A 19,333-nucleotide genomic window follows, 5' to 3' on the forward strand; every position below is an offset into this window, starting at 1 on the left:
AGGCTTTTCGAGGCACCGACTGGCTTGATTGCGTTGCCGCTTGCCCTGTCGATGTGGCGCATTATAGAGAGATTGATCGCGTTGGCAAGGCCTTCAATGCAATAAAACTGCAAAAATCGGCACTTTTTTAGTTATTCATATCCAACCACAGGTTTTGTACAAACTTATCCACAGAAATGCCGTAAAACGGCACTATTGGCATCATGAGTGCCCCCCGTTTAGCCAGTGGAAGTACCACTCCTTGCGTGCCGCCCCTCCCGCTCATCTACCTATATAAAGAAGCGATCACGCCAAGCCCGCTTCTTTCACCCATGCGGCGATCAACTCGGCGGCCGGGAGGTCACGGCAACCCGATACATTCTGCCCCGCCCACAATGGCGAGAAGCTACTATCACCCACCTTTTCAGCTGCCGCACGCAACGGTGCCAGCGCGCTGCTGGCATGGGGGAAGTCAGGTGCCAGATCCGAGAGCGAGCCCAGCTCCCGCATCAGCCGGTTGACTATCCCTCGCGCCGGGCGGCCGCTGAACACCTTGGTCAGGGCAGTGTGCTGGCTCTGGGCAGAATGAATCGCGGCGCGATGCAGGGCAGAGGTCGTCGCCTCATGACAACATAGGAAGGCAGTTCCCATCTGGACGGCGCTGGCGCCCAACGCCAGGGCGGCCCCGATACCTTTGCCATCGACTATGCCACCGGCAGCGATGATGGGCAGCTCTACCGCCGCGACTATTTGTGGCAGCAAGGTAAAGGTACCTTGCTGCCAAGCGAGATCCTCATTGAGGAAATGGCCGCGATGGCCGCCGGCCTCCAGCCCCTGCGCTATGATGGCATCGGCGCCATGACGAGCCAGCCATTGCGCTTCAGCTACCGTGGTCGCACTGGCAAACACTTTTGCTCCCGTGGCTTTCACCCGGGCCAGCAGGCCCGGTTCGGGCAGGCCGAAATGAAAGCTGACTACCGCAGGTTTGAACTCGGTCAGGATGGCGGCATGCTCGGCGTTGAACGGGGCACGACCTGGCCCACTCGATACAGCATCGGTACTCACACCGAACTCGGCATAAAAAGGCGCCAGCGCCTGTTGCCAGCGTGCAACCTGCTGCGGATCGGGATCCCCTTGCTGATGACAGAAGAAGTTGATGTTGAATGGCCCCAGACCGCTGGCGGCAAGCCGAGCGAGCTCGCTTCGCAGGTCAGTCGGACTGAGCATGGCCGCCGGCAAGGAGCCCAGACAACCCGCGCCGGTGACGGCCAGCGCCAGTGCACTGTTTTGCACTCCCGCCATGGGGGCCTGAATGAGGGGATAACGCATCCCGAGCTCTGCAAACAGGTTCATGGCTATGTACCCCGCGTACAGTCCGAAACAGCAGCGACCTGGCTGCGCGCCAGCGCTATGGCGCCATTGATGGCGCCGCGGGCCTGCGGGCTGTTCTGCCAGCAGGTCGACCCCAGCATGCTGGCCACCAGCTGGACTATATGGGCTGTATCCGCCTCGGCCAGCTCGCTCAGTGTGTGGTAACCCAGCTGTTCGAGCCGCCCTATGACGGTGGGACCCACCCCTTTCACCCCAAGCAGCAAGCTTCGTTCCTGTGCCGAGAACTGTTTTATGTCGGTCATTGCCCAGACTCCTTTCCTATGGCGGTATTTGAACATCAGGCCCGCAAGGGGCCCGATGAAGATAGAGAATGATCAGCGCACGCTGCGCAGCAGGAAGTCCGGCTGACCGCAGGAGCGCAGTTCACGCTTTTGCACCTCGTCGGAACAGGTGACGGCATCCGTCCCCTCCTTGTTGATGCAGATGTAGACCTCCCGCAGGAAGCGACCACCGTCGGCACAGGCAACCGTGATGTTGTCTGGCGCCAGCCAGTCGTTGGCACTGGCCAGATCCGCCTTGAGCTGGAAGCGGCTTTTGCGCAGAGGCTCGGCAGGGGACTGATACACGGCCGGGATCTTCACCTTCTGACGCAGGTCGCTGGCAAGCTGATGATACTGGCGCTGACTGAGGCCTGAGCAGGTACCGTGTTTCTCCCACTCATGGCGATAGAGAAAGCCGCTGGGGTAGAGCCCGGCAAACTGCTGCTCCATGTCGGGATCCAGCCGCTCGCGGGAACAGCTGCTCGGGTAGCCGCGCTGGTACTGGGGCCAGAGGCCGTGCAACACGAAGCCCAGCTGGCGGGAGCATTGATCCCGATCGGCAGGTTTGATGGCGCAATGCTCCGGCGACCAGGAGAGCGCTAGGGCGTAATAGTCAAACTCGCCCGCTTGCCCCTTGGCCTGCACGGTAGAAGAGTACAAGGGGGAGAGCAGCAGAATGCCGAGCAGCACAACAATCTTCTTCATCTTGGGTTCCAGCGTTATATCAAAAGAGTGCCAACGCGGCAGAGCAGCCCCGTCGGCAGACGTCATGCTCCCATATTTTGAGAAGAGGGAACACCCCGGCAAGATGACAGCGCGCCCCTGGGGGTCAGACCAGTAAAGGGTTCCCCCTCCCGTTCCACAGGCGTAAGCTGACCCACCGGCAGGCCCTCATGCCTCGCCCTTTCCCCATCCCGATTTCATCTTCAACAGGATGCAACATGATCCGCAAGAATCCATCCGGCCACCTGCCGGTCATCGACGAGTCCGCCTATATCGACAAGACAGCCATCATCTGTGGCAAGGTGATCATCAAGGAAAACGTGTTTGTCGGCCCCTATGTGGTGATCCGCGCCGACGAGGTGGATGCCAATGGCGACATGGAGCCCATTGTCATCGGCGCCAACTCCAACATTCAGGACGGGGTGGTGATCCACTCCAAGTCCGGCGCTGCCGTCACCATAGGCGAGTACACCTCCATCGCCCACCGCAGCATAGTGCATGGCCCCTGCGAAGTCGGTAACCGGGTCTTCATCGGCTTCAACAGCGTGCTGTTCAACTGCCATATAGGTGAAGGTTCAGTGGTGCGCCACAACTCTGTGGTGGATGGCTGCGATCTGCCCCCCGGCTTCTATGTGCCCTCCACGACCCGCATCAACCAGCAGAGCGATCTGGCCGAGATCCCCAGAGTCACTGTGGATGCCACCGAGTTTTCCGAAGATGTGGCTCACACCAACATAGACCTGGTCAAAGGTTACAAGGCGCTCTCCAACGAGTTTTGAGGCCGACCCGGTTTCATGACACACAACGGGCGCTCTGGCGCCCGTTGTCACAAGTGTAAAGGGGGCGAAAAGGGTGTGTAAAAGCGATTGAGCGCAGCATAGGTGTGGCGTTTGATGGGCCATATTCACCCGGATGGAGTCATCCCATGTCATGCAAAGCCCTTCTATTGCCCCTGCTGCTCGGCAGCCTGTTTGTGCACGCCAGCGACATGCAGCCTCCCCTTCCCGATCGCCCCGGCGCCCATATGCCGCCACCCTCGGTACTCTATCAGGCCAGCAAGCAGAGCAAGGATCCCCAGGCGACTGCTCAGGAGCTGTTCAAGAACATCCCTGCCGCCGAGACAGACAAACGCTATGAGGTGGTGATCAGTGTGCGGGAGTTGCCGCCGCAAGCCATCCGGGCCCAGCCCATCACTGCCCCGCTCAAGGGCCAATAATATGAACAAGGATCGCCCGTGGCCGTGGGCGCTGGCGCTGTTCATCGTCCTTCCTGCGCTCGCGGGCCCGGGCGAGATGGGCAGACCGGGCGGCCCGCCGGGACGCGACATGCCACCTTCCGCCCTCCGCCATGGTCACTACGCAGGCCCCTGGTCAGCCCCAGCGCCGGGCCATCGCATTGACAGGCTGCCAGGCGGGGTGGAGACCCTATTGCTGGCGGGGCTCACCTACTATGTGCTCGGCGGCATCTATTACCAGCAACAGGAGAGCCACTATGTGGTGGTCACGCCACCCACTCAGGCCATCTTGGTGCAAACGGGGACCCACCTCATCCCGCTGGATCTGAATGGCCGCCGCTACTACGTCAGAGACGGCCACTACTATCAGCGGGAGATTGACGGGCGCTACACGGAAGTGCCGCCCCCCGCAGCGCTGCGGTAAGCAGCAACAAAACGGGCGCCGTAGCGCCCGTTTTTATGTGTGTCAGCGGATGATCATGAGCACTTTTTCAGGCTGATATGCCAGTTGGCACCCGACTGCACCTGATGTTTGGCGGCGAAGCTGTCCATGTTGAGGGCAACCGAGACCTGCAACAGGCTGTTGAGGTAGACCAGCGGCTGGCCTTCCAGCACGTCGCCGAAGCTGCTGACGTAGGGCGCCTTGCCGTCATACCGGACCACATCCCCTTCACTGATCTTGATACAGGCTTTGTCCCCCTTGTTGATCCCCACCTGGGTCAGCAGTGTCTCGTCGATATTGGTCCAGACGTTGCCGTACTGCACATCCAGGATCGGGATTGTGCCCTTGAGGGTGCCATCTTTCTCGGCCACAGCCGGCTGATAAGGGATCTTCACCACGTCGGCGGGCAGCAGCGGGCCCACCTGCTCATAGCTGATGGCACCGGAGGCGAGCCGAGCGCCCGTATAGGCGTAAACATCGCGACCGTGGAAGGTGTAAGACTTCTCGGATCCCTTGAGACGGTTGGTTTTCTCATCGATCTGACGCACAGCGTCTATGCCGAAATGCTCGGCCACCAGAGTCAAAGTGCCGTTATCCGGGGTGACTATGTAGTGGCCACTCCTGGTCTTGAGCACCACAGAGTGGCGATCTGTGCCCACACCGGGATCTACCACGCTGACAAACACAGAGCCCTTGGGCCAATACTGCAGGGTCTGATAGAGGCGGTAAGCCCCTTCCCAGATGTTGTAAGCCGGTATCTCGTGGGTCAGATCATAGAGCGGCAGAGTGCGGTCCACCCCGAAGGCAACCCCCTTCATGGCTGACACTGCGCCATCTTTGAGGCCAAAATCGGTCTGGATCACCAGTGCCTCGTTGGCGGCGGCGATGCCGCTGGCCAGCAGGAGGGCGAGCGCAAGGGCCCGGGGAGCGGTGCGAATATCCATATCAGAACTCCTGAATCGTGATAGATGAACAAGAATAGCCATTTAGACATCCAGAATGCCACCTATCATCAGCATTGCAAGCCGTTTCACCTGTATGGGGGGAACAGAAAAGCACTCGCCTATGCATGCTGGCGGGTGTATGGATAGGCTTTGCCGTGACGGGATCACAGAGGAAGCAACATGACCAGACCCCAAGCCCCCACCCTGGCGTTGAATCTGGGTGAACAGATCAGCAAGGTACTGATCACCCAGGCCGACGGCATCACCATCACCTACAAGCTGGCATTTGGTCTCGACGCCATGACACCGGGACCGTTTCGCCAGGATCCGCCGACGGCGCACGAACTGGAACGGGCCATCATGGTGGTGGAGGATGCGCTCATGCCGCTGGCGGCCCGCATTCCGGCCCACGAGCTGGTGACGCTGCACAGCCCGGTCCCGCTGGCTGGCGAGCTCGGCAGCCATGAGCTGAGCCGGGAGAGCATTGAGCAGCTGTTCGGCCAGTTTGCCGCCATGGTGGAAGGGGACCCACTGGCGGCGGCCCACTTGCCCAAGGGGCGGCACTTTGCCGCCGTTTTGTTGATCCTGCGGGAATGGATGCACCACCTGGATGCCAAACGGGTAGTCGTAGCGGAGTAAGTGCTGGCGGATAAATGGCTCAGGCCGCGGCTCGCTCGAAGCGGGTTCGCGACACAACCCAGGCCAGACCAAGACTGATCAGAACAGAGCCGAGGGCGAGTACATCCACCGCTGCCAGCAGGCCGACGCTGTCGCTCACCCAGCCCAGCAGCACAGGTACCCAGTTGGCCACATAGGCGATCACATAGAAGAGCGACACCAGCCGGGCGTGGCTGGCACTGGGGGCAATGCGATTGACCAAAGTCGCGCTGCCGACAAACGCGGCGCCCTGGGCATAACCGGACACCAACAGCCCGAACCCTGCCAGCCACAACGACTGATAGTGAACGGCGCCGGTAAACAGCAGCACGCTGAGCGCCAGGGCAAGGCAGCCGCTCTGCAGTGTGTGGCGGGCATCGAGGCGGCGAGCCCATAGCTGGCACAGGCCGGAGAACACCAGATAGGCTGCGATGAGATAGCCAAACAGGCCGAGATCCCGCATCCCCAGCAACTGGCTCGCCACCTTGGGGCCGATTGCCAGCAGACTGGCCGCCACCGCCCAGGCGGTAAAGAGAGCCAGGGCGCAGAGGAAGAACGCCGCCCCCGTGGCTTTGAGCCCCTCCCCCAAGGAGCCCTTGCCCTGCCCCGATGCCACTGGCGGCTGCGCTCGTGCGCTGGCGGGCCAGCTCAACACAACGCCGACCATGGCGCAGGTCGCCAGCCCCATGATGAGCAGGAAGGGCAGTTGAGTCGGATAGAAGTCCAGTTGCAGCGCCAAGCCGCTGAATACCGGGCCGAGCGCCAGCCCGGCGGTGAAGGAGAGGGTCGCGCTGAGCGCCGCCCGCTTGCCGCCATCCCGGGGGCCGAAGCGCAGCAAGGCCACATTGGCGGCGCCGGTCAGCGCCCCCGTGCCAATGCCAGCCAAGACCCGCGCCAGCAGCAGCGACCAGAACGAATCGGCCAGGGAGAAGAGCAGGGCTCCCCCCAACACCGCCAGCAACGCAGGCAATATCATGGCACGCAGGTCTGTCACCCGGCCCGCCAGATTGCCCACTCCGAACAGCGAGATCAGCACGCCAGCCGCATAGCCACCATAAATCAGGGTGAGGCTCACATCGCTCAACGCCAGCATCTGCTGATAGTGGGGATAGAGCGGCGTAGGCACGCTGCTGTTGAGCAGCGCCGACATCAGGGCCAGCGGCAGAAACAGCAGAATGGCGCCATGGGCAGCGCCCGACTGGCAGGGCCCGGGGGTAGACAAGGGTGATGACATGTACGGCTCCGATGGGCACGGGGCCAAACCCCGCTGGTGAGAGGCGGCCATGATAGCGCCCGCACAGCGCCGCCGACAGCAGCACAAATGCATCATGCGGCTTCAATAATGCATGCGTTCGACATCTATTTGCACGCACACCAGGGCACACTTGGCTTGTGATCCCGCCTGTGCTGGCTTCTAATGGGCTCGCCCCAGCGGGGGGAACTTGAGTGGGAGGCTCGATGATCAACTGGGATGACGCGCGTTTTTTTCTGGCATTGGCAAGACAGGGCACACTGCGTGGCGCGGCCGGGGTACTGGGGGTCGATCAGGCTACCGTCGGGCGACGCATCACGGCGCTGGAGCAGAGTCTGGGCTCCAAACTCTTTATCCGCACACCAAAACTCTATGACCTGAGCCCGCTCGGCGAAACCATGCTGGCTGATGCCAGCGCCATGGAGCAGGCCATCCAGGCCATAGAGCGCAAGGCAAGCGCCGGGGATCAGAGCCTGTGCGGCGAGGTACGCATCGCCACCACCGATACCCTGGCACAGGCCTTCGTGCTGCCAGCCCTCACCCTGCTGCGCGAGCGCCATCCCGGCATTCGTCTCAGCCTGCAGACGGCGGTCAACGTCAGTGATATCGCCTGTCTCGAAGCCGATCTCGCCATTCGGGGCATGCGTCCCGACAACGACGAGCTGGTGATCAAACGCCTCACCACCATAGAGATGGGGCTCTACGCCTCTCACGACTATCTGGCCAGACACGGTACACCCAAGTGCGGCCTCGGCCTGAGCCAGCATGCCCTGCTGCTGTTTGCCAAAGAGCTGGTCTCCCGCCACTGGCACAGCCTGTGCGGGGAGCCGCTGCACGAGCCGAATGTGGTGCTGCAGTGCAATGCCCAGCTGCTGTTGTTGGCGGCGGCCCGTCAGGGGCTGGGGATAGCGCTGCTCTCCACCTTTCTGGCAGACAAAGAGACTGAGCTGGTACGGGTGCTGCCCGCCCTCAGCGATCCGGTCGATATCTGGCTGGTGCTCCACCCCAACCTGCAGAAGGCCAGCCGGGTGCGCGCCGTGGTGGATGCGCTGGAAGAGGTGTTTCACTGCCGTTAACCAGCACAGAGTGTTCCAGCACAGGGAGTTGCTCGCCATGGCGCAGCTCCCGAGCCCGAGCAGGGGAATATGGTGAGGGATAAAGGCCAGTCCCCTCCCCGCCTTCTGCCCATGCCCCCGCTTCTGTTACCATGCCGGCCACTATGATTGTTTCCATCGTGGCCCTGGCCGCGATAACCCCACACTGGTGCCTTCTATGTCCATTGCCTCCTTTGCCGAACTGGCCCTCTCCCCCCGTCTGCAGCAGACCCTGAGCGAGCTCGGTTATGCCGCGCCCACTCCCATTCAGGCCCGCGCCATCCCCGTCATTCTGACGGGGCGGGATCTGATGGCGGGGGCCCAGACCGGCACCGGCAAGACCGCCGCCTTTGTGCTGCCGCTGCTGGAGCAACTGATGCAACACCCGGCGAGCGACACCGCCCGCCCGATCCGCGCGCTGGTGCTGGTGCCGACCCGCGAGCTGGCGGTGCAGGTCTTTGATAGCGTGGTGCGCTACGGGCAAGGTACGGGTCTCACCAGCGCCCTGGTCTACGGCGGAGTCAGCATAGCCGCCCAGGTAGAGGCGCTTCAAGCCGGGGTGGATCTGCTGATCGCCACCCCAGGTCGCCTGCTCGACCATCTGCGTCAGGGGGCCTTGAGCCTTGAACACCTCAGCCATCTTGTGTTTGACGAGGCGGACCGCATGCTCGACATGGGCTTTATGGACGAGATCAAGGCGCTGCTCAAACAGATACCGGCGGATCGCCAGACCCTGCTGTTTTCGGCTACCTGCGACGACAACCTGTTTGCCTTGAGCCGTGTGCTGCTGCGTGACCCGGAACTGATCGAAGTGGCACCGCGCAACACAACGGCGGCCGAGGTGGAGCAGCGGGTCTATGCGGTGGATGGCGAGCGCAAGGTGGCGTTGGTGGAGCACCTGATCAAGGTGAAGGGCTGGGCGCCCGTACTTATCTTCAGCCGTACCCGCCAGGGGGCCGACAAACTGGCCCAGCAGCTCGGCAAGGCGGGCATCAATGCGCTCGCCTTCCACGGCGATCTGTCGCAAGGCGCGCGAGAAAAAGTGCTGCTGGCGTTTCGTGCCGGCACCCTGCAAGCCCTGGTCGCCACCGACGTGGCTGCCCGCGGTCTCGATATCTTGGATCTCAACTACGTGATTAACCTGGAGTTCCCGTTTGTGGCCGAAGATTACGTCCACCGCATCGGTCGTACCGGCCGCGCAGGCAACAAGGGGCTCGCCATCACATTGTTCAGCCCGGAAGATGCGCCTCTGCTGGAGAAGGTGGAAGCTGTGCTCGACACCCGATTGCCCCAGCAGTGGTTCCCGGGCTTTGAGCCGGATCTCACCCGCTTCGAACCCGAGCCACGCCGCAGCGGCAAGGCAGCCCAGAAGCAGCGCGCCAGAAAGCAGGCCCTCGGCGGCGGTAACAAGGGCGGCAAGGGCAAGCGTTAAGCCGCCTAAATCCCACCAATGAAAAACGCCCGAATGGGCGTTTTTCATTATCCAATACAGACCAGCACCACCCTTGGCGACTGAACACCTAGCGGGTCGCCAGCACCAATGGCAGGGATTTCAGGATCTGCCGCTCCGCCAGGGTGGAGAGAATAAACATCGCCATATAACCGAGACCGAGTGCCACGATAATGGCCACCACATTGGTGGTGAAGCGGGCTACCAGATAGTAGGCCGCCACCAGCGCGACTATGCCCGCCAGCCGGATCAGCAGGCTCTGGGTAAAGTGACCATGGGCCTTGATATAGGCGAGCTGATAGCCGTTGAGCATCATGAAGATAAAGAAGATGGAGAAATGGAACAGCACGGGCACGGCGCCCCCGTATTCGGCCGGGAACAGCAGCAACACCAGCGGCTTGCCCGCCAGCAGCATCAGCACAAAGAACACCAGGCTGACGATGGCGGAGAGACGGAAGATCCAGCGGCGAATAAGCCTTATCTGGCGGTGATCGCCGTTGCGCAGATTGACCGCCAGCTCCGGCAGCACGAAGCGGTAGATGGGGAAGACAAACAGCAGCGTCATATAGGTGAAGATAGGGCGCACCACCACCTGGAAATCCCCCAGCTCGTCGATGCTGAAGTGGCGTATGGTGAGCAGCACTGTAATGTAAATCATCAGGATACTGGCCCCCGCCTCCAGCGAGGCGGTAAAGCTCTTCTTCACATAGCTGACCATCTCCGGGCCGAGCGCCACCTTGGCGAGCGGTCGGGTGGCGATGTCCCGGCGGCGATAAAGATACATATAGAGGGCAATGCCCAGCGACGAGAGCGTCAGCCCGTAGAAGAGCGACGAGAGTGCATCCATCCCCAGCCCGAAGTAGCAGGCCATAAACATCAGGGCGTTGGCGAGCGGCTCCAGCCAGGTGACCTTGTTGGAAATGTCATACATGCGGTACATGGCCACCAGATTGGTGAAGTAGACCTTGAGCCCCAGCCCGAAGATGATCCCCACCAGTTGCAGGTACTCCACCCGGATATGGAGCCCGTGCTTGATATAGGGGATCACAATCCCCCAGGTGAGCAGCACAATGCCGATGAGGAAGTAGCGGAAGGTATTGATGATGTCTCTATCGTTTTTGGTCTGGGAGTAGCTCACCACCATGGAGGAGCGAAAGCCGGTCATCAGGATGAGCGACAGGGAGATCAAATCCACCACGCTGTTGAACAGCGCCAGGTCCCCCTTGGCCACCCACTGCGCCAGCCACACCTTGAAGGCGAAACCAATGACGATGCTGACTAGCGAGGCCCACATACCGGTGATAAAGGCCTGCTTCAGGCGCTCGAGGGATTTATATTGCATAACAGTCACTTGTTGCTGCCTAGCCAGAGAGAAATCCATCTTATGAAAGCGCACCCGGCTTGAACAGCCTTAATGCCGAGGACCAGCTGCCGGTCGGCAAGACTCGGAAATCAGCCACAGAAAATCCGGTGCGCTGAAAACAGGAAAACGCCCGTTCGGGCGTTTTCTCTGGCTGGCACCCTTCAAGGGTGCGCCACTTCTTGTGATCCCTGCGCCCTGGCTCTCTATGCCTGCGGGGCGGCCTTGATCAGCGCCTGGTAGTGATCAATCAACTCGGGGCCGTGCAGCGGCGAGTCGTGACCGCCAACCACAATCTTGATGGGCAGCTTCATCGCTTTCAGCCGCTCCAGCGTCTGCGGATACGCCTTCACATCGGCAAAGCTCAGGTTGCCCAGCTTCTCCTTGAGGATGCAGTTGCCATAGAGCACCTGCTGGTCAGGGAAGTAGACAAAGATGCCGTCCGGCGTGTGGGCCGGGCCCGCATAGAAGGCGCGCACCTTGCCCTCTTGCAGATTGAAGTCACCATCGTGCACCACGTTCGGCAGCACCAGCGGCAAGTCCGGGTACTCCGGCAGCCCCTTGCGGGTAAAGGCGACGATCTCGGCCCAGTCGCTCTTCATCAGATCCCGGGTCTGGCGGGTCGAGACCACCTTGGCACCGATGGACTTCCAGTAGGCGTTACCCCCTGCCCTGTCCGTGTGGTAGTTGGTGTTGATCACCTCCAGCACAGGCTTGTTGCTGACCCGTTTGATCAGCTTGTGCAGCTCGCGGGCGGTATCCGGCGTCCAGGTCGCCCCCACTATCGTCACTCCCTTGGCTCCGAAATAAACCATGGAGTTCTCTTTGACGTAGTAGTTATCCTCCACCACATAGACAGGGCCGCTTACCTGAGTGAGGGAGATCGCCGCCGCATGCACGCTGCCGCCCCAGAAACTCGCCACCAGCACCACAGCTCCGGCCAGCCCGCACTTTATCCAACCTTTCATCATCTTGCTCCCTCGATACAACCAGCCCCTCGCCACCCCTGTGGCAAGCAGGACCCTTTATGCAGTGGGCAGAAGATACGGGGGATTTGTGAGGGGAAGATGGGCTTCTGTGAAGAGAAAGTGAAGTCAGTAAAAATCAGCAGGAACGAGAAGTAACTAGATCTGTACACTTAAAGCACTTACCCACTTGAGGGATTCATAAAACATCAGACAATGCTAATCTGACCTGCATTTTATATATTTACAAAAAACAAACCTATCATAACACTATTATATGCAGGCTCAAGATGATTAAAATAATAGATGAACTCCTAAAACCTAGATTTTTGTTTTTAGCTCCAAAGAATGAAGAAGACATTAAACTAACACCATCTCAAATAGCATTGAGGTGTTTCATAGGAGTTATTACTGCTGCATGGATAGGTTTCTTGCCTTTCTATCTATTCATTATATATATGCATGAAAATAAATTTTTCTCTTATGATTTTTTTGTTGATGGTGTTTTTGGGTTAAATACATTCGTAGTTGTAACAGCTATACTATTTGCGTTCATGTCACTTTATTTCTATGGGTTTATCTTGCTTTTTAAACTCGGTATAAAAGAGCAGAAAGAAAAAGGAAAAAACAGCCTTAGATTTCTGACTTGGCTTGCTATCATAATTTCGATTATGACTCACTATGTTTTCTTTGAACATGCTATGTCAGCTAACAAACCCCAGTTAATACTTTGGTTTATGAGCATATCAGCTTTATTATGTGCTTTTTTTACTCTATCGTTGGACATGGATTTAAAAGAAGCATTCAGAACTGGCTATCTCCTTTTATTTTTGTTGCGGCATCAGTCATCCTCCCGTTTTGGAATCAAGATATAACTTCAGAAGCTATATCCATGGGCCTCCGTAATTTTAATATCGGTGGTGGAAAACATGTTTCAATTATAGAAATGGGATATTCAGAGAAAACCAATAAGTCACAGAATGGCTTACTAATATTGCTAACACCAAAAAATGCATATCTTAAAACCCTTGACGACGAACTTATTATCACCCCTATATCAGATCACACTGAAGTAAAAATATGGTAATTTAATCATCTCTAATGGCTTAATTTCAAGATGATTTATTTCCCTACATTGCTGGGCTTTTCAATCATCCACTAGTGAGTTGATTACTTGCCAAAGGGAGTCTATTGGGTGATGCAGCGGATATCTCCTCCACACGGTAGGCTCCCATAAGCCGGTACACCTATAGAGGAAAGATGAGTGTCTCAGATTTCCCCCCCTCTCATCGCCCTCCAACTTTTTCACTCAGGCCCCCGAAACGGGAAATAAATAACACCCGCCATATGGCGGGTGTTATTGTTCGTTATCACCGGACTAACCCAGAATATTTAACTCACAACAGCAATCAGGCCAGCGGCGGCGTGCGTGGCGGCACCTTGCGCTTGCTGCCGGTTGACTCAAAAGCCGAGGCGACGCGCAGCAGGTTATTGTCGTCATAGGCGCGGCCGGCGAAGGTCAGGCCCACCGGCATGCCGATATCGGCCATCACCCCCATGGGGACTGTGACGGTCGGCACACCGAGGTGGCGAATGGCGAGGTTGCCGTTGGCAACCCAGATGCCGTTGCTCCAGGCGATATCGGCGGAGGCCGGATTCACATCCGCGTCAGCCGGGCCGACATCAGCGACTGTGGGGAAGAGTACGGCGTCTAGCTTGAGTTCGTCCATCCAGTCCTCGAGATCCAGCTTGCGGGTCTTTTCAAGGCCGCGCAGGCCGTCCGGCACGGAGGCAATCTCGTCAAAGCGCTTGAGGCCGCGCTTGGCCATCTTGACGTATTCGTCCATGCCTGCCGCCAGATCCCCTTCGCGGTTCGGCAAGGTGCCCGGATCGTGGGGGAAGATCTTCGGCCCATCGACATCGGCCAATTGCTTAAGCTTCGGGTCGCCGTTGGCACGCAGGAAGTCGTCGAACGCCCAGCCGGAGAGCTCCCACAGCTCGTCGTTGAGAAACTCAGGTGAAACTATGCCGCGATTGAACACGGTTGGCGCACCGGGTCTGTCCCCTTCGCAGTTGGAGACCAGCGGGAAGTCCACTTCGATGACTTCAGCGCCTGCGGCTTCCAGCGCCTGACGGGCCTGTTCCCACAAGGCAATCACCGACGGACGGGTATGGATACGCTGGCCGGTCGGGCCGCCGATGCCGGGGTTTTCGCTGGTGCCGGCCAGTTCATCCTTGTTGATAAACATGCGTGGCACGCCGAGGCGCTTGCCCTTGAGGGCATCAGGCTTGGCGGCCAGCTCAAGGTAGGAGGCCGGACGCACCTCGGAGGCTTTGGGGATCTTGACCCAGGGCTGCATGCGCCACAGATCGCCACGGGTGTCGGCATCGTCAGCCACCACCACATCCAGCACTTCCAAGAGATCGTTCATGGTGCGGGCGTAGGGCACTACCACGTCCATGGTCGGGGTCAGCGGCCAGTTGCCGCGCACCGAAATCACGCCACGTGATGGTGTGTAGGCACAGAGGCCGTTGTTGGAGGCAGGGCCACGGCCGCTCGACCAGGTCTCTTCCGCCAGACCGAAGGCAGAAAAACTGGCTGCAGTGCCGGTACCGGCACCGTTGGAGGAGCCGGAGGCAAACGGCGCTGTCAGGTAGTCGGCGTTATAGGGGCTCTCGGCACGGCCATAGACGCCGCGCTGCATGCCGCCATTGGCCATAGGTGGCATATTGGTTTTGCCCAGGCAGATGGCACCTGCGGCCCGCAGGCGCTCAACGGTAAAGGCATCGCGCTGGGCCACCAGATCCTTGAAGGCCGGGCTGCCGGAGGCGGCCGTCAGCCCCTTGACCAGATAGCTGTCTTTGGCGGTGTAGGGGATGCCGTCCAGCGGACTCAGGGTTTCACCACGGGCGCGGCGGGCATCAGAATCTTGCGCCTCTTTCAGCGCGTCGGGGTTGTGCACCACGACGGCGTTGAGGCGGGTTTGTGTCTCGGGGCCATTGTAGGCTTTGATCCGGGCCAGATAGGCCTTGACCAGTTCGACCGCTGTGGTGCGGCCTGATTCGAGCGCGGCACGCAGCTCGGCAATGGAAACCTCTGTCACTTCGATCATTTGGATCTCCTGTAAAAGGGTGACTTTTTGTAATGATGATCGCCGCATCAGCGCCTGCTGACCATCACGCAAGCAAGAGATAAAACCCCACGGCGTGGGGTTTTGAATGTCTACACTCTTCGGCCAGCTTACTGACCAGAAGGGATCTGCTGAGTAATGCAGTGGATATTGCCACCGCCCAGCAGGATCTCCCGAGCCGGTACGCCGACCACTTTATGCTCGGGGAAGATCTCTTCCAGAATGCGCTGGGCTTCGCCATCGATGGCGGCATCCAGCAGCGGATAGACGATGCGATCGTTGGTGATGAGGAAGTTCACATAGGAACCGGCCAGACGACCTTGTGCTTCACGCGGCACACCGGTACCGCTCTCGACACCGGCAGACTCCTCTTCAGTGCAGTAGAGCGGGCCCGGCTGGGGCAGCTTCCACACTTTCAGCTTGCGCCCCTTGGCATCGACCGCAGCTTCCAGCACCTTGAGGGCGGCCAGGGAGCGGGCGTACTGGGGATCGTTCTGATCGTCAGTCCAGTGCAGGGCCACTTCACCCGGGCGCACGAAGCAGCAGACGTTGTCGATGTGGCCGTCGGTTTCGTCCATGTAGACGCCTTCGTTCAGCCAGATAAAGCTCTTCACGCCCAGATAGTCACGCAGATAAGCTTCGATCTGATCCTTGGTCAGGTGCGGGTTGCGGTTTTCGTTGAGCAGGCACTCGGCTGTGGTCATGCAAGTGCCTTCGCCATCGACGTGGATGGAGCCCCCTTCCAGAATGAGCGGCGCGTCGTAGCGATCCATGCCGTGCTGGGCCAGCATCTGGGCCGCCACTTTTTCATCCTGATCCCAGGGGTAGTAGAGCCCGCCCTTGTGACCGCCCCAGGCGTTGAAGCCCCAATCCACACCACGGCACTCGCCTGCGGCGTTGGTGACCACGGTCGGGCCTGTGTCGCGGGCCCAGCAGTCATCGCTGGCCATTTCGACCAGGGTCACGTGAGCGGGCATGATGGCGCGGGCCTGCTCCATAAACTGGGCGGGCACGCCCATAAAGACAGGGGTGGCCTGCCCTATGGCATCGGCTACCTTGGCGAAAGTGGCTTGCGCGAAGCGACCGGCCTCACGCCAGTTGTCCGGGCGAAACGGCCAGATCATCCAGACGGCCTGCTGGTGCGCCCACTCGGCAGGCATGGTGAAGCCGTCAGCAGCAGGGGTGGAGTCAATAGTCTTGATGCTCATCGCAATATCCTTGCGGGCCTCACAGGGCCGGTAAAAGGGGAAACGGGCGGTCGATCGCCCCGACAGCGTGCCGGACGGCCCACCAGTTGGTCATCGGCTGCGCAACCGCCTGGCGCACCCGGGAAAAAATGAGTGTGGCCGCAGTGTAAGAAGTTGCGCTCACATCCATCAAATGAATAGGATGGATTGTCCCATAAACAAGGCAAATAATCCCTCCATGAAACTGCACCAGCTCGACCTCAATCTGCTGCTCGCCTTTGACGCCCTGATGACACAGGGCAGCGTCACCCGCGCCGCCGAAGCGCTGTTTATCAGCCAGCCTGCCATGAGCCACGCCCTCGGCCGGCTGCGCACCTTTTTTGGCGACCCGCTGCTGGTGCGAACCCCGCAAGGCATGCTGCCCACTCCCCGCGCCCAGCGACTGCATCTGGGGGTACAGCAGGCGCTGCGGCTGCTGGAGCAACAACTGAGCGACGAGGAGGTGTTCGAACCGAGCCAGTCCAAACGGCGCTTCGTGCTCTGTACCACTGACTATGTGGAGTGCGTGCTGATCCCGCCGCTTATGCAGCGCCTCAAGAAGCTGGCACCCGGCGTCACCATAGAGATCCGCATACTGCGCGACACGCTGCCGGAAGCCGAGCTGGCAAGCGGCGAGATCGATCTGGTGCTGGGGTTTGACGAATACATGCAGGTGCCGAGGTATCTGGGCAAGGAGACCTGGCTCACCGAGCCCCTGGCCGGTCTGGTGCGCGCCACCCTAGAGCTGGAGGAGGAGCGGATCACCTTGCAGCAGCTTATCGAGATGCCCCATGTGTTCCACTCGCCGCTGGGCACCTCGGAGGCGAGTCTGGATCGCTACCTCAGCACTCAGGGCCACAGCCGCACCATCTCGGTCAACAGCCAGAGCTATATGTCGGCAGCGACCATCGTCAGCCAGAGCGACCACCTGCTGGTGCTGCCCAGCATGGTGGCCGAACTGCTCGCCAACCATTGGCCGCTGAAAAGCCTGCCCCTGCCTGCGGATGTACCGGATTACCACCTCAACTGCGTCTGGCACCCGGTGCATGCACAGCAACCCGCACTGATATGGCTGAAAGACCTGATGAAGGAACTGGTGAATCAGCCATAAACAGCAGGCTTGCAAATGGTGTTGGGGAGATTGGCGTAGCGGGAAGGAGTTGAACGGGCGCCTGGCAGGCGGTGGGAAGCAAGGCATTCGAGGAGAAGCAGCCCGTGTTTGACGCGAGGCAACTCGATGCGCCATCTGGGCGCTGTGATAAGGCCCGCTGCCCAGAGGTGGGCAGCGGGCCTGGAAGTGCATCACAGCAGTGGCGTACTGGCTGACGACGGGGCCTAGTTGCGACCGATAAAGAGGTCGGTCACATGACAACTGCTTCTGGCTTCCAGCGCATCCAGCATGTAGGCGGCCGCATCTTCCGGGGTCATGAAACCACTCGGGTCGACGTGATCCGTGTTGTCCCAGAATTCGCTGCGGATCCCGCTCGGATAGAGGTTCACCAGTCGCAATGGAGAATCCTTGAGCTCGGCACGCAAGGACTCCAGAAAGCCGCGCATGCCCCACTTGGAAGCACAGTAGAGACTCTCGTTGGCCTTGCCTACCTGAGCGGCGGAGGAGAGCACATTGGCCAGCACGCCGCCTCTCTCGCCGATGAGGCGTACCGTCTGCTGGGCCACCAGTATGGTGGAGACCAGATTGCTCTCCATCACCCGGCGGATCTGCTCGGCGGTGTAGACACCAACCGGGCCGAACTCGCCGGTGCCGGCACAGTGCAGCACCAGCTCCGGCAGACCACCCCACTCCACGGCAGCGGCAAACGCCACATCCACGTCTTCGTGGTGCGCCAGATCGGCGACTATGCCGATCACGGCGCTCCCGAGCAGCAGTTCCTGCTGCTGCAGTCGCTGATAACGACGCCCCATCATGGAGACTTGATGGCCCCGTTCAACCAGTCCTATGGTCAGGGCTCGACCCAGACCGGACCCGGCCCCCGTCACTATGATGTGACCCATTATCAGCTCCTGTCAGTCAGATCAGAATGTGAATTCGCCGCCGATGAACCAGCCATCTACACGCTGATCAACGCGATCGAAGTCAATGCTCGCATCACGCCAGCCGGCACGGACCTTGAGAGGTACAGCAGCGAACTTGTAGGAGCCACCCAGACGGTAGTCATAGTTGTCGGCATCCTGCACACGGGCATCGCCAAAGGCGGCAAAGCCGGTACCCGGAATGCGCACTTCGGCACCGGTGTAAGCCATCAGCACATCCTTGTCATAGGAGTAGTGCTGGGTGTTGAAATCGCCATCGTAACGACGACCGGTCAGGCCCAGATCGATCTGGAACAGGTCGTTGTTGAACAGGCGATAGTAGAGGCTCAGGTCGTAGGCCATCAGATCGTTGTTGAGGGCACCACCGCTGGTACCGAAATCGGAGATCTCGAACTTGGCGTTGGGCAGCAGAATGATACCGTGCTCCAGTTGCAGGTAGCCGCTCCAGTTGTAGTTCTCGTCATAGCTGCCGTTGGCCCCGATACCGTCAATCTGGCCGCTGCCCTGAGCGTTCCATACATCGGCACCGGCAGCGATACGCCAGTCATCAGCGGCCATGGCAGCCTGGCTGAACAGGGCCAGCACACAACCGGCAATCAAGGTCTTCTTCATCATTTCACTCTCTTATGGACTGGAAAGGCCATCATTTTACCCAGTGTGGCGGGAATACACAGTGCAAAAAGCTGAACAAGCGTCCATTAATGTCAGTGCTGCATCCCTGCCATGGGTTCAATCGGCTTCACTGGCAGGCTCAATTCCAGCGTCTGGCCATCATCCATGGTCAGGGTCAGCGGGAAAGGAGTGCCTTGTGACAACTCGCGCACCTCGAACAACATCACATGAAAACTGCCGGGTTTCAGTGCCACTTCCCCCTTGGCCGGGATTGCTATGCTCTCGACCTGGCGCATCCTCATGACGCCATTTTCATGCAGATGGGTGTGCAGCTCGGCGCGCCCCACCTCGGGCGAGGCCGCGGCCACCAGCTTCACCGGCTTGTCGGCGTCATTTTTCAGCACCAGAAAAGCCGCGGTATTGGGAGATCCCGGAGGCAACAGGCGCACATAACCATCGACGGCTTCGACCTTGGCCAGGGCCGGTGCGGCCAGACCGAGCGCCAGCAGGGAGTAAAACGCACGTTTAAACATGGTTGAAATCCTTTTATGATGTTGTTA

Annotated in this window: 20 protein-coding genes; 8 read left to right on the plus strand and 12 right to left on the minus strand. The window is 59.6% G+C overall.

The window, feature by feature from the left end:
• Positions 1–285 precede the first annotated feature (285 nt).
• The 3 genes from AXW79_RS19245 to AXW79_RS19255 form a co-directional block, all read right to left on the minus strand.
• Positions 286–1,332: an NAD(P)H-dependent flavin oxidoreductase gene (locus tag AXW79_RS19245; RefSeq protein WP_005320539.1), complete on the minus strand. Its 1,047-nt coding sequence runs from the start codon at positions 1,330–1,332 to the stop codon at positions 286–288.
• Positions 1,333–1,334: 2 nt separating this feature from the next.
• On the minus strand, positions 1,335–1,613 hold the full coding sequence (locus tag AXW79_RS19250) for a hypothetical protein (RefSeq protein ID WP_005320536.1): 279 nt from the start codon (positions 1,611–1,613) through the stop codon (positions 1,335–1,337).
• Positions 1,614–1,685: 72 nt separating this feature from the next.
• Complete coding sequence (locus AXW79_RS19255) at positions 1,686–2,336, minus strand: ribonuclease T2 family protein (RefSeq protein WP_005320534.1); 651 nt, start codon at positions 2,334–2,336, stop codon at positions 1,686–1,688.
• Between the two features lie 236 nt (positions 2,337–2,572).
• Between AXW79_RS19255 and AXW79_RS19260 the strand changes: the two genes are divergently transcribed.
• The 3 genes from AXW79_RS19260 to AXW79_RS19270 all read left to right on the plus strand — a co-directional run bounded on the left by AXW79_RS19260 (position 2,573) and on the right by AXW79_RS19270 (position 4,012).
• Entirely contained in the window at positions 2,573–3,133 is a 561-nt protein-coding gene (locus AXW79_RS19260; RefSeq protein ID WP_005320532.1) for a gamma carbonic anhydrase family protein, read from the plus strand.
• A gap of 146 nt (positions 3,134–3,279) precedes the next feature.
• A complete protein-coding gene (locus AXW79_RS19265) occupies positions 3,280–3,570 on the plus strand; it encodes a hypothetical protein (RefSeq protein ID WP_005320531.1) in 291 nt (96 codons plus the stop codon).
• A gap of 1 nt (position 3,571) precedes the next feature.
• Complete coding sequence (locus tag AXW79_RS19270) at positions 3,572–4,012, plus strand: DUF6515 family protein (RefSeq protein ID WP_005320529.1); 441 nt, start codon at positions 3,572–3,574, stop codon at positions 4,010–4,012.
• A gap of 53 nt (positions 4,013–4,065) precedes the next feature.
• On the opposite strand, the gene AXW79_RS19275 is transcribed toward AXW79_RS19270, so the two are convergent.
• Positions 4,066–4,974 (minus strand): SAM hydrolase/SAM-dependent halogenase family protein, encoded by a 909-nt coding sequence (locus AXW79_RS19275; RefSeq protein ID WP_005320527.1) that lies wholly within the window; start codon positions 4,972–4,974, stop codon positions 4,066–4,068.
• A gap of 180 nt (positions 4,975–5,154) precedes the next feature.
• On the opposite strand from AXW79_RS19275, the gene AXW79_RS19280 reads away from it, so the two are divergent.
• On the plus strand, positions 5,155–5,613 hold the full coding sequence (locus tag AXW79_RS19280) for a hypothetical protein (protein ID WP_005320525.1): 459 nt from the start codon (positions 5,155–5,157) through the stop codon (positions 5,611–5,613).
• 19 nt (positions 5,614–5,632) lie between these two features.
• On the opposite strand, the gene AXW79_RS19285 is transcribed toward AXW79_RS19280, so the two are convergent.
• Positions 5,633–6,865 (minus strand): MFS transporter, encoded by a 1,233-nt coding sequence (locus AXW79_RS19285; RefSeq protein ID WP_005320517.1) that lies wholly within the window; start codon positions 6,863–6,865, stop codon positions 5,633–5,635.
• A 224-nt stretch (positions 6,866–7,089) separates the two neighbouring features.
• Between AXW79_RS19285 and AXW79_RS19290 the strand changes: the two genes are divergently transcribed.
• Entirely contained in the window at positions 7,090–7,959 is an 870-nt protein-coding gene (locus tag AXW79_RS19290; RefSeq protein ID WP_005320516.1) for a LysR family transcriptional regulator, read from the plus strand.
• Positions 7,960–8,155: 196 nt separating this feature from the next.
• On the plus strand, positions 8,156–9,409 hold the full coding sequence (locus AXW79_RS19295) for a DEAD/DEAH box helicase (RefSeq protein ID WP_005320515.1): 1,254 nt from the start codon (positions 8,156–8,158) through the stop codon (positions 9,407–9,409).
• 88 nt (positions 9,410–9,497) lie between these two features.
• Here AXW79_RS19295 and AXW79_RS19300 read toward each other — a convergent pair whose 3' ends face one another.
• Together AXW79_RS19300 and cphA are read right to left on the minus strand one after the other, a co-directional pair.
• Positions 9,498–10,769 carry a lipopolysaccharide biosynthesis protein gene (locus AXW79_RS19300; protein ID WP_005320514.1) on the minus strand — a complete coding sequence of 424 codons (1,272 nt, stop codon included), beginning with the start codon at positions 10,767–10,769 and terminating at the stop codon, positions 9,498–9,500.
• Between the two features lie 224 nt (positions 10,770–10,993).
• Entirely contained in the window at positions 10,994–11,758 is a 765-nt protein-coding gene (cphA, locus tag AXW79_RS19305; RefSeq protein ID WP_011899094.1) for a CphA family subclass B2 metallo-beta-lactamase, read from the minus strand.
• A 284-nt stretch (positions 11,759–12,042) separates the two neighbouring features.
• Between cphA and AXW79_RS19310 the strand changes: the two genes are divergently transcribed.
• Complete coding sequence (locus tag AXW79_RS19310) at positions 12,043–12,627, plus strand: hypothetical protein (protein WP_005320512.1); 585 nt, start codon at positions 12,043–12,045, stop codon at positions 12,625–12,627.
• Positions 12,628–13,161: 534 nt separating this feature from the next.
• Here AXW79_RS19310 and AXW79_RS19315 read toward each other — a convergent pair.
• Together AXW79_RS19315 and aguA are read right to left on the minus strand one after the other, a co-directional pair.
• Positions 13,162–14,865, minus strand: coding sequence for an amidase (locus AXW79_RS19315; RefSeq protein WP_005320511.1), 1,704 nt, complete (start codon positions 14,863–14,865; stop codon positions 13,162–13,164).
• A 128-nt stretch (positions 14,866–14,993) separates the two neighbouring features.
• Positions 14,994–16,091 (minus strand): agmatine deiminase, encoded by a 1,098-nt coding sequence (aguA, locus tag AXW79_RS19320; RefSeq protein WP_005320510.1) that lies wholly within the window; start codon positions 16,089–16,091, stop codon positions 14,994–14,996.
• A gap of 217 nt (positions 16,092–16,308) precedes the next feature.
• Here aguA and AXW79_RS19325 point away from each other — a divergent pair, with 217 nt between their 5' ends.
• A complete protein-coding gene (locus AXW79_RS19325) occupies positions 16,309–17,220 on the plus strand; it encodes a LysR family transcriptional regulator (RefSeq protein WP_005320503.1) in 912 nt (303 codons plus the stop codon).
• A gap of 224 nt (positions 17,221–17,444) precedes the next feature.
• Here AXW79_RS19325 and AXW79_RS19330 read toward each other — a convergent pair whose 3' ends face one another.
• The 3 genes from AXW79_RS19330 to AXW79_RS19340 all read right to left on the minus strand — a co-directional run bounded on the left by AXW79_RS19330 (position 17,445) and on the right by AXW79_RS19340 (position 19,306).
• On the minus strand, positions 17,445–18,122 hold the full coding sequence (locus AXW79_RS19330; protein ID WP_005320501.1) for an SDR family oxidoreductase: 678 nt from the start codon (positions 18,120–18,122) through the stop codon (positions 17,445–17,447).
• 21 nt (positions 18,123–18,143) lie between these two features.
• Positions 18,144–18,773 (minus strand): TIGR04219 family outer membrane beta-barrel protein, encoded by a 630-nt coding sequence (locus AXW79_RS19335; RefSeq protein ID WP_034283590.1) that lies wholly within the window; start codon positions 18,771–18,773, stop codon positions 18,144–18,146.
• Positions 18,774–18,865: 92 nt separating this feature from the next.
• Complete coding sequence (locus AXW79_RS19340) at positions 18,866–19,306, minus strand: copper chaperone PCu(A)C (RefSeq protein WP_005320497.1); 441 nt, start codon at positions 19,304–19,306, stop codon at positions 18,866–18,868.
• Positions 19,307–19,333 lie beyond the last annotated feature (27 nt).

The sequence above is a fragment of the Aeromonas salmonicida subsp. salmonicida genome, from assembly GCF_001643305.1.
GTDB lineage: Bacteria > Pseudomonadota > Gammaproteobacteria > Enterobacterales > Aeromonadaceae > Aeromonas > Aeromonas salmonicida.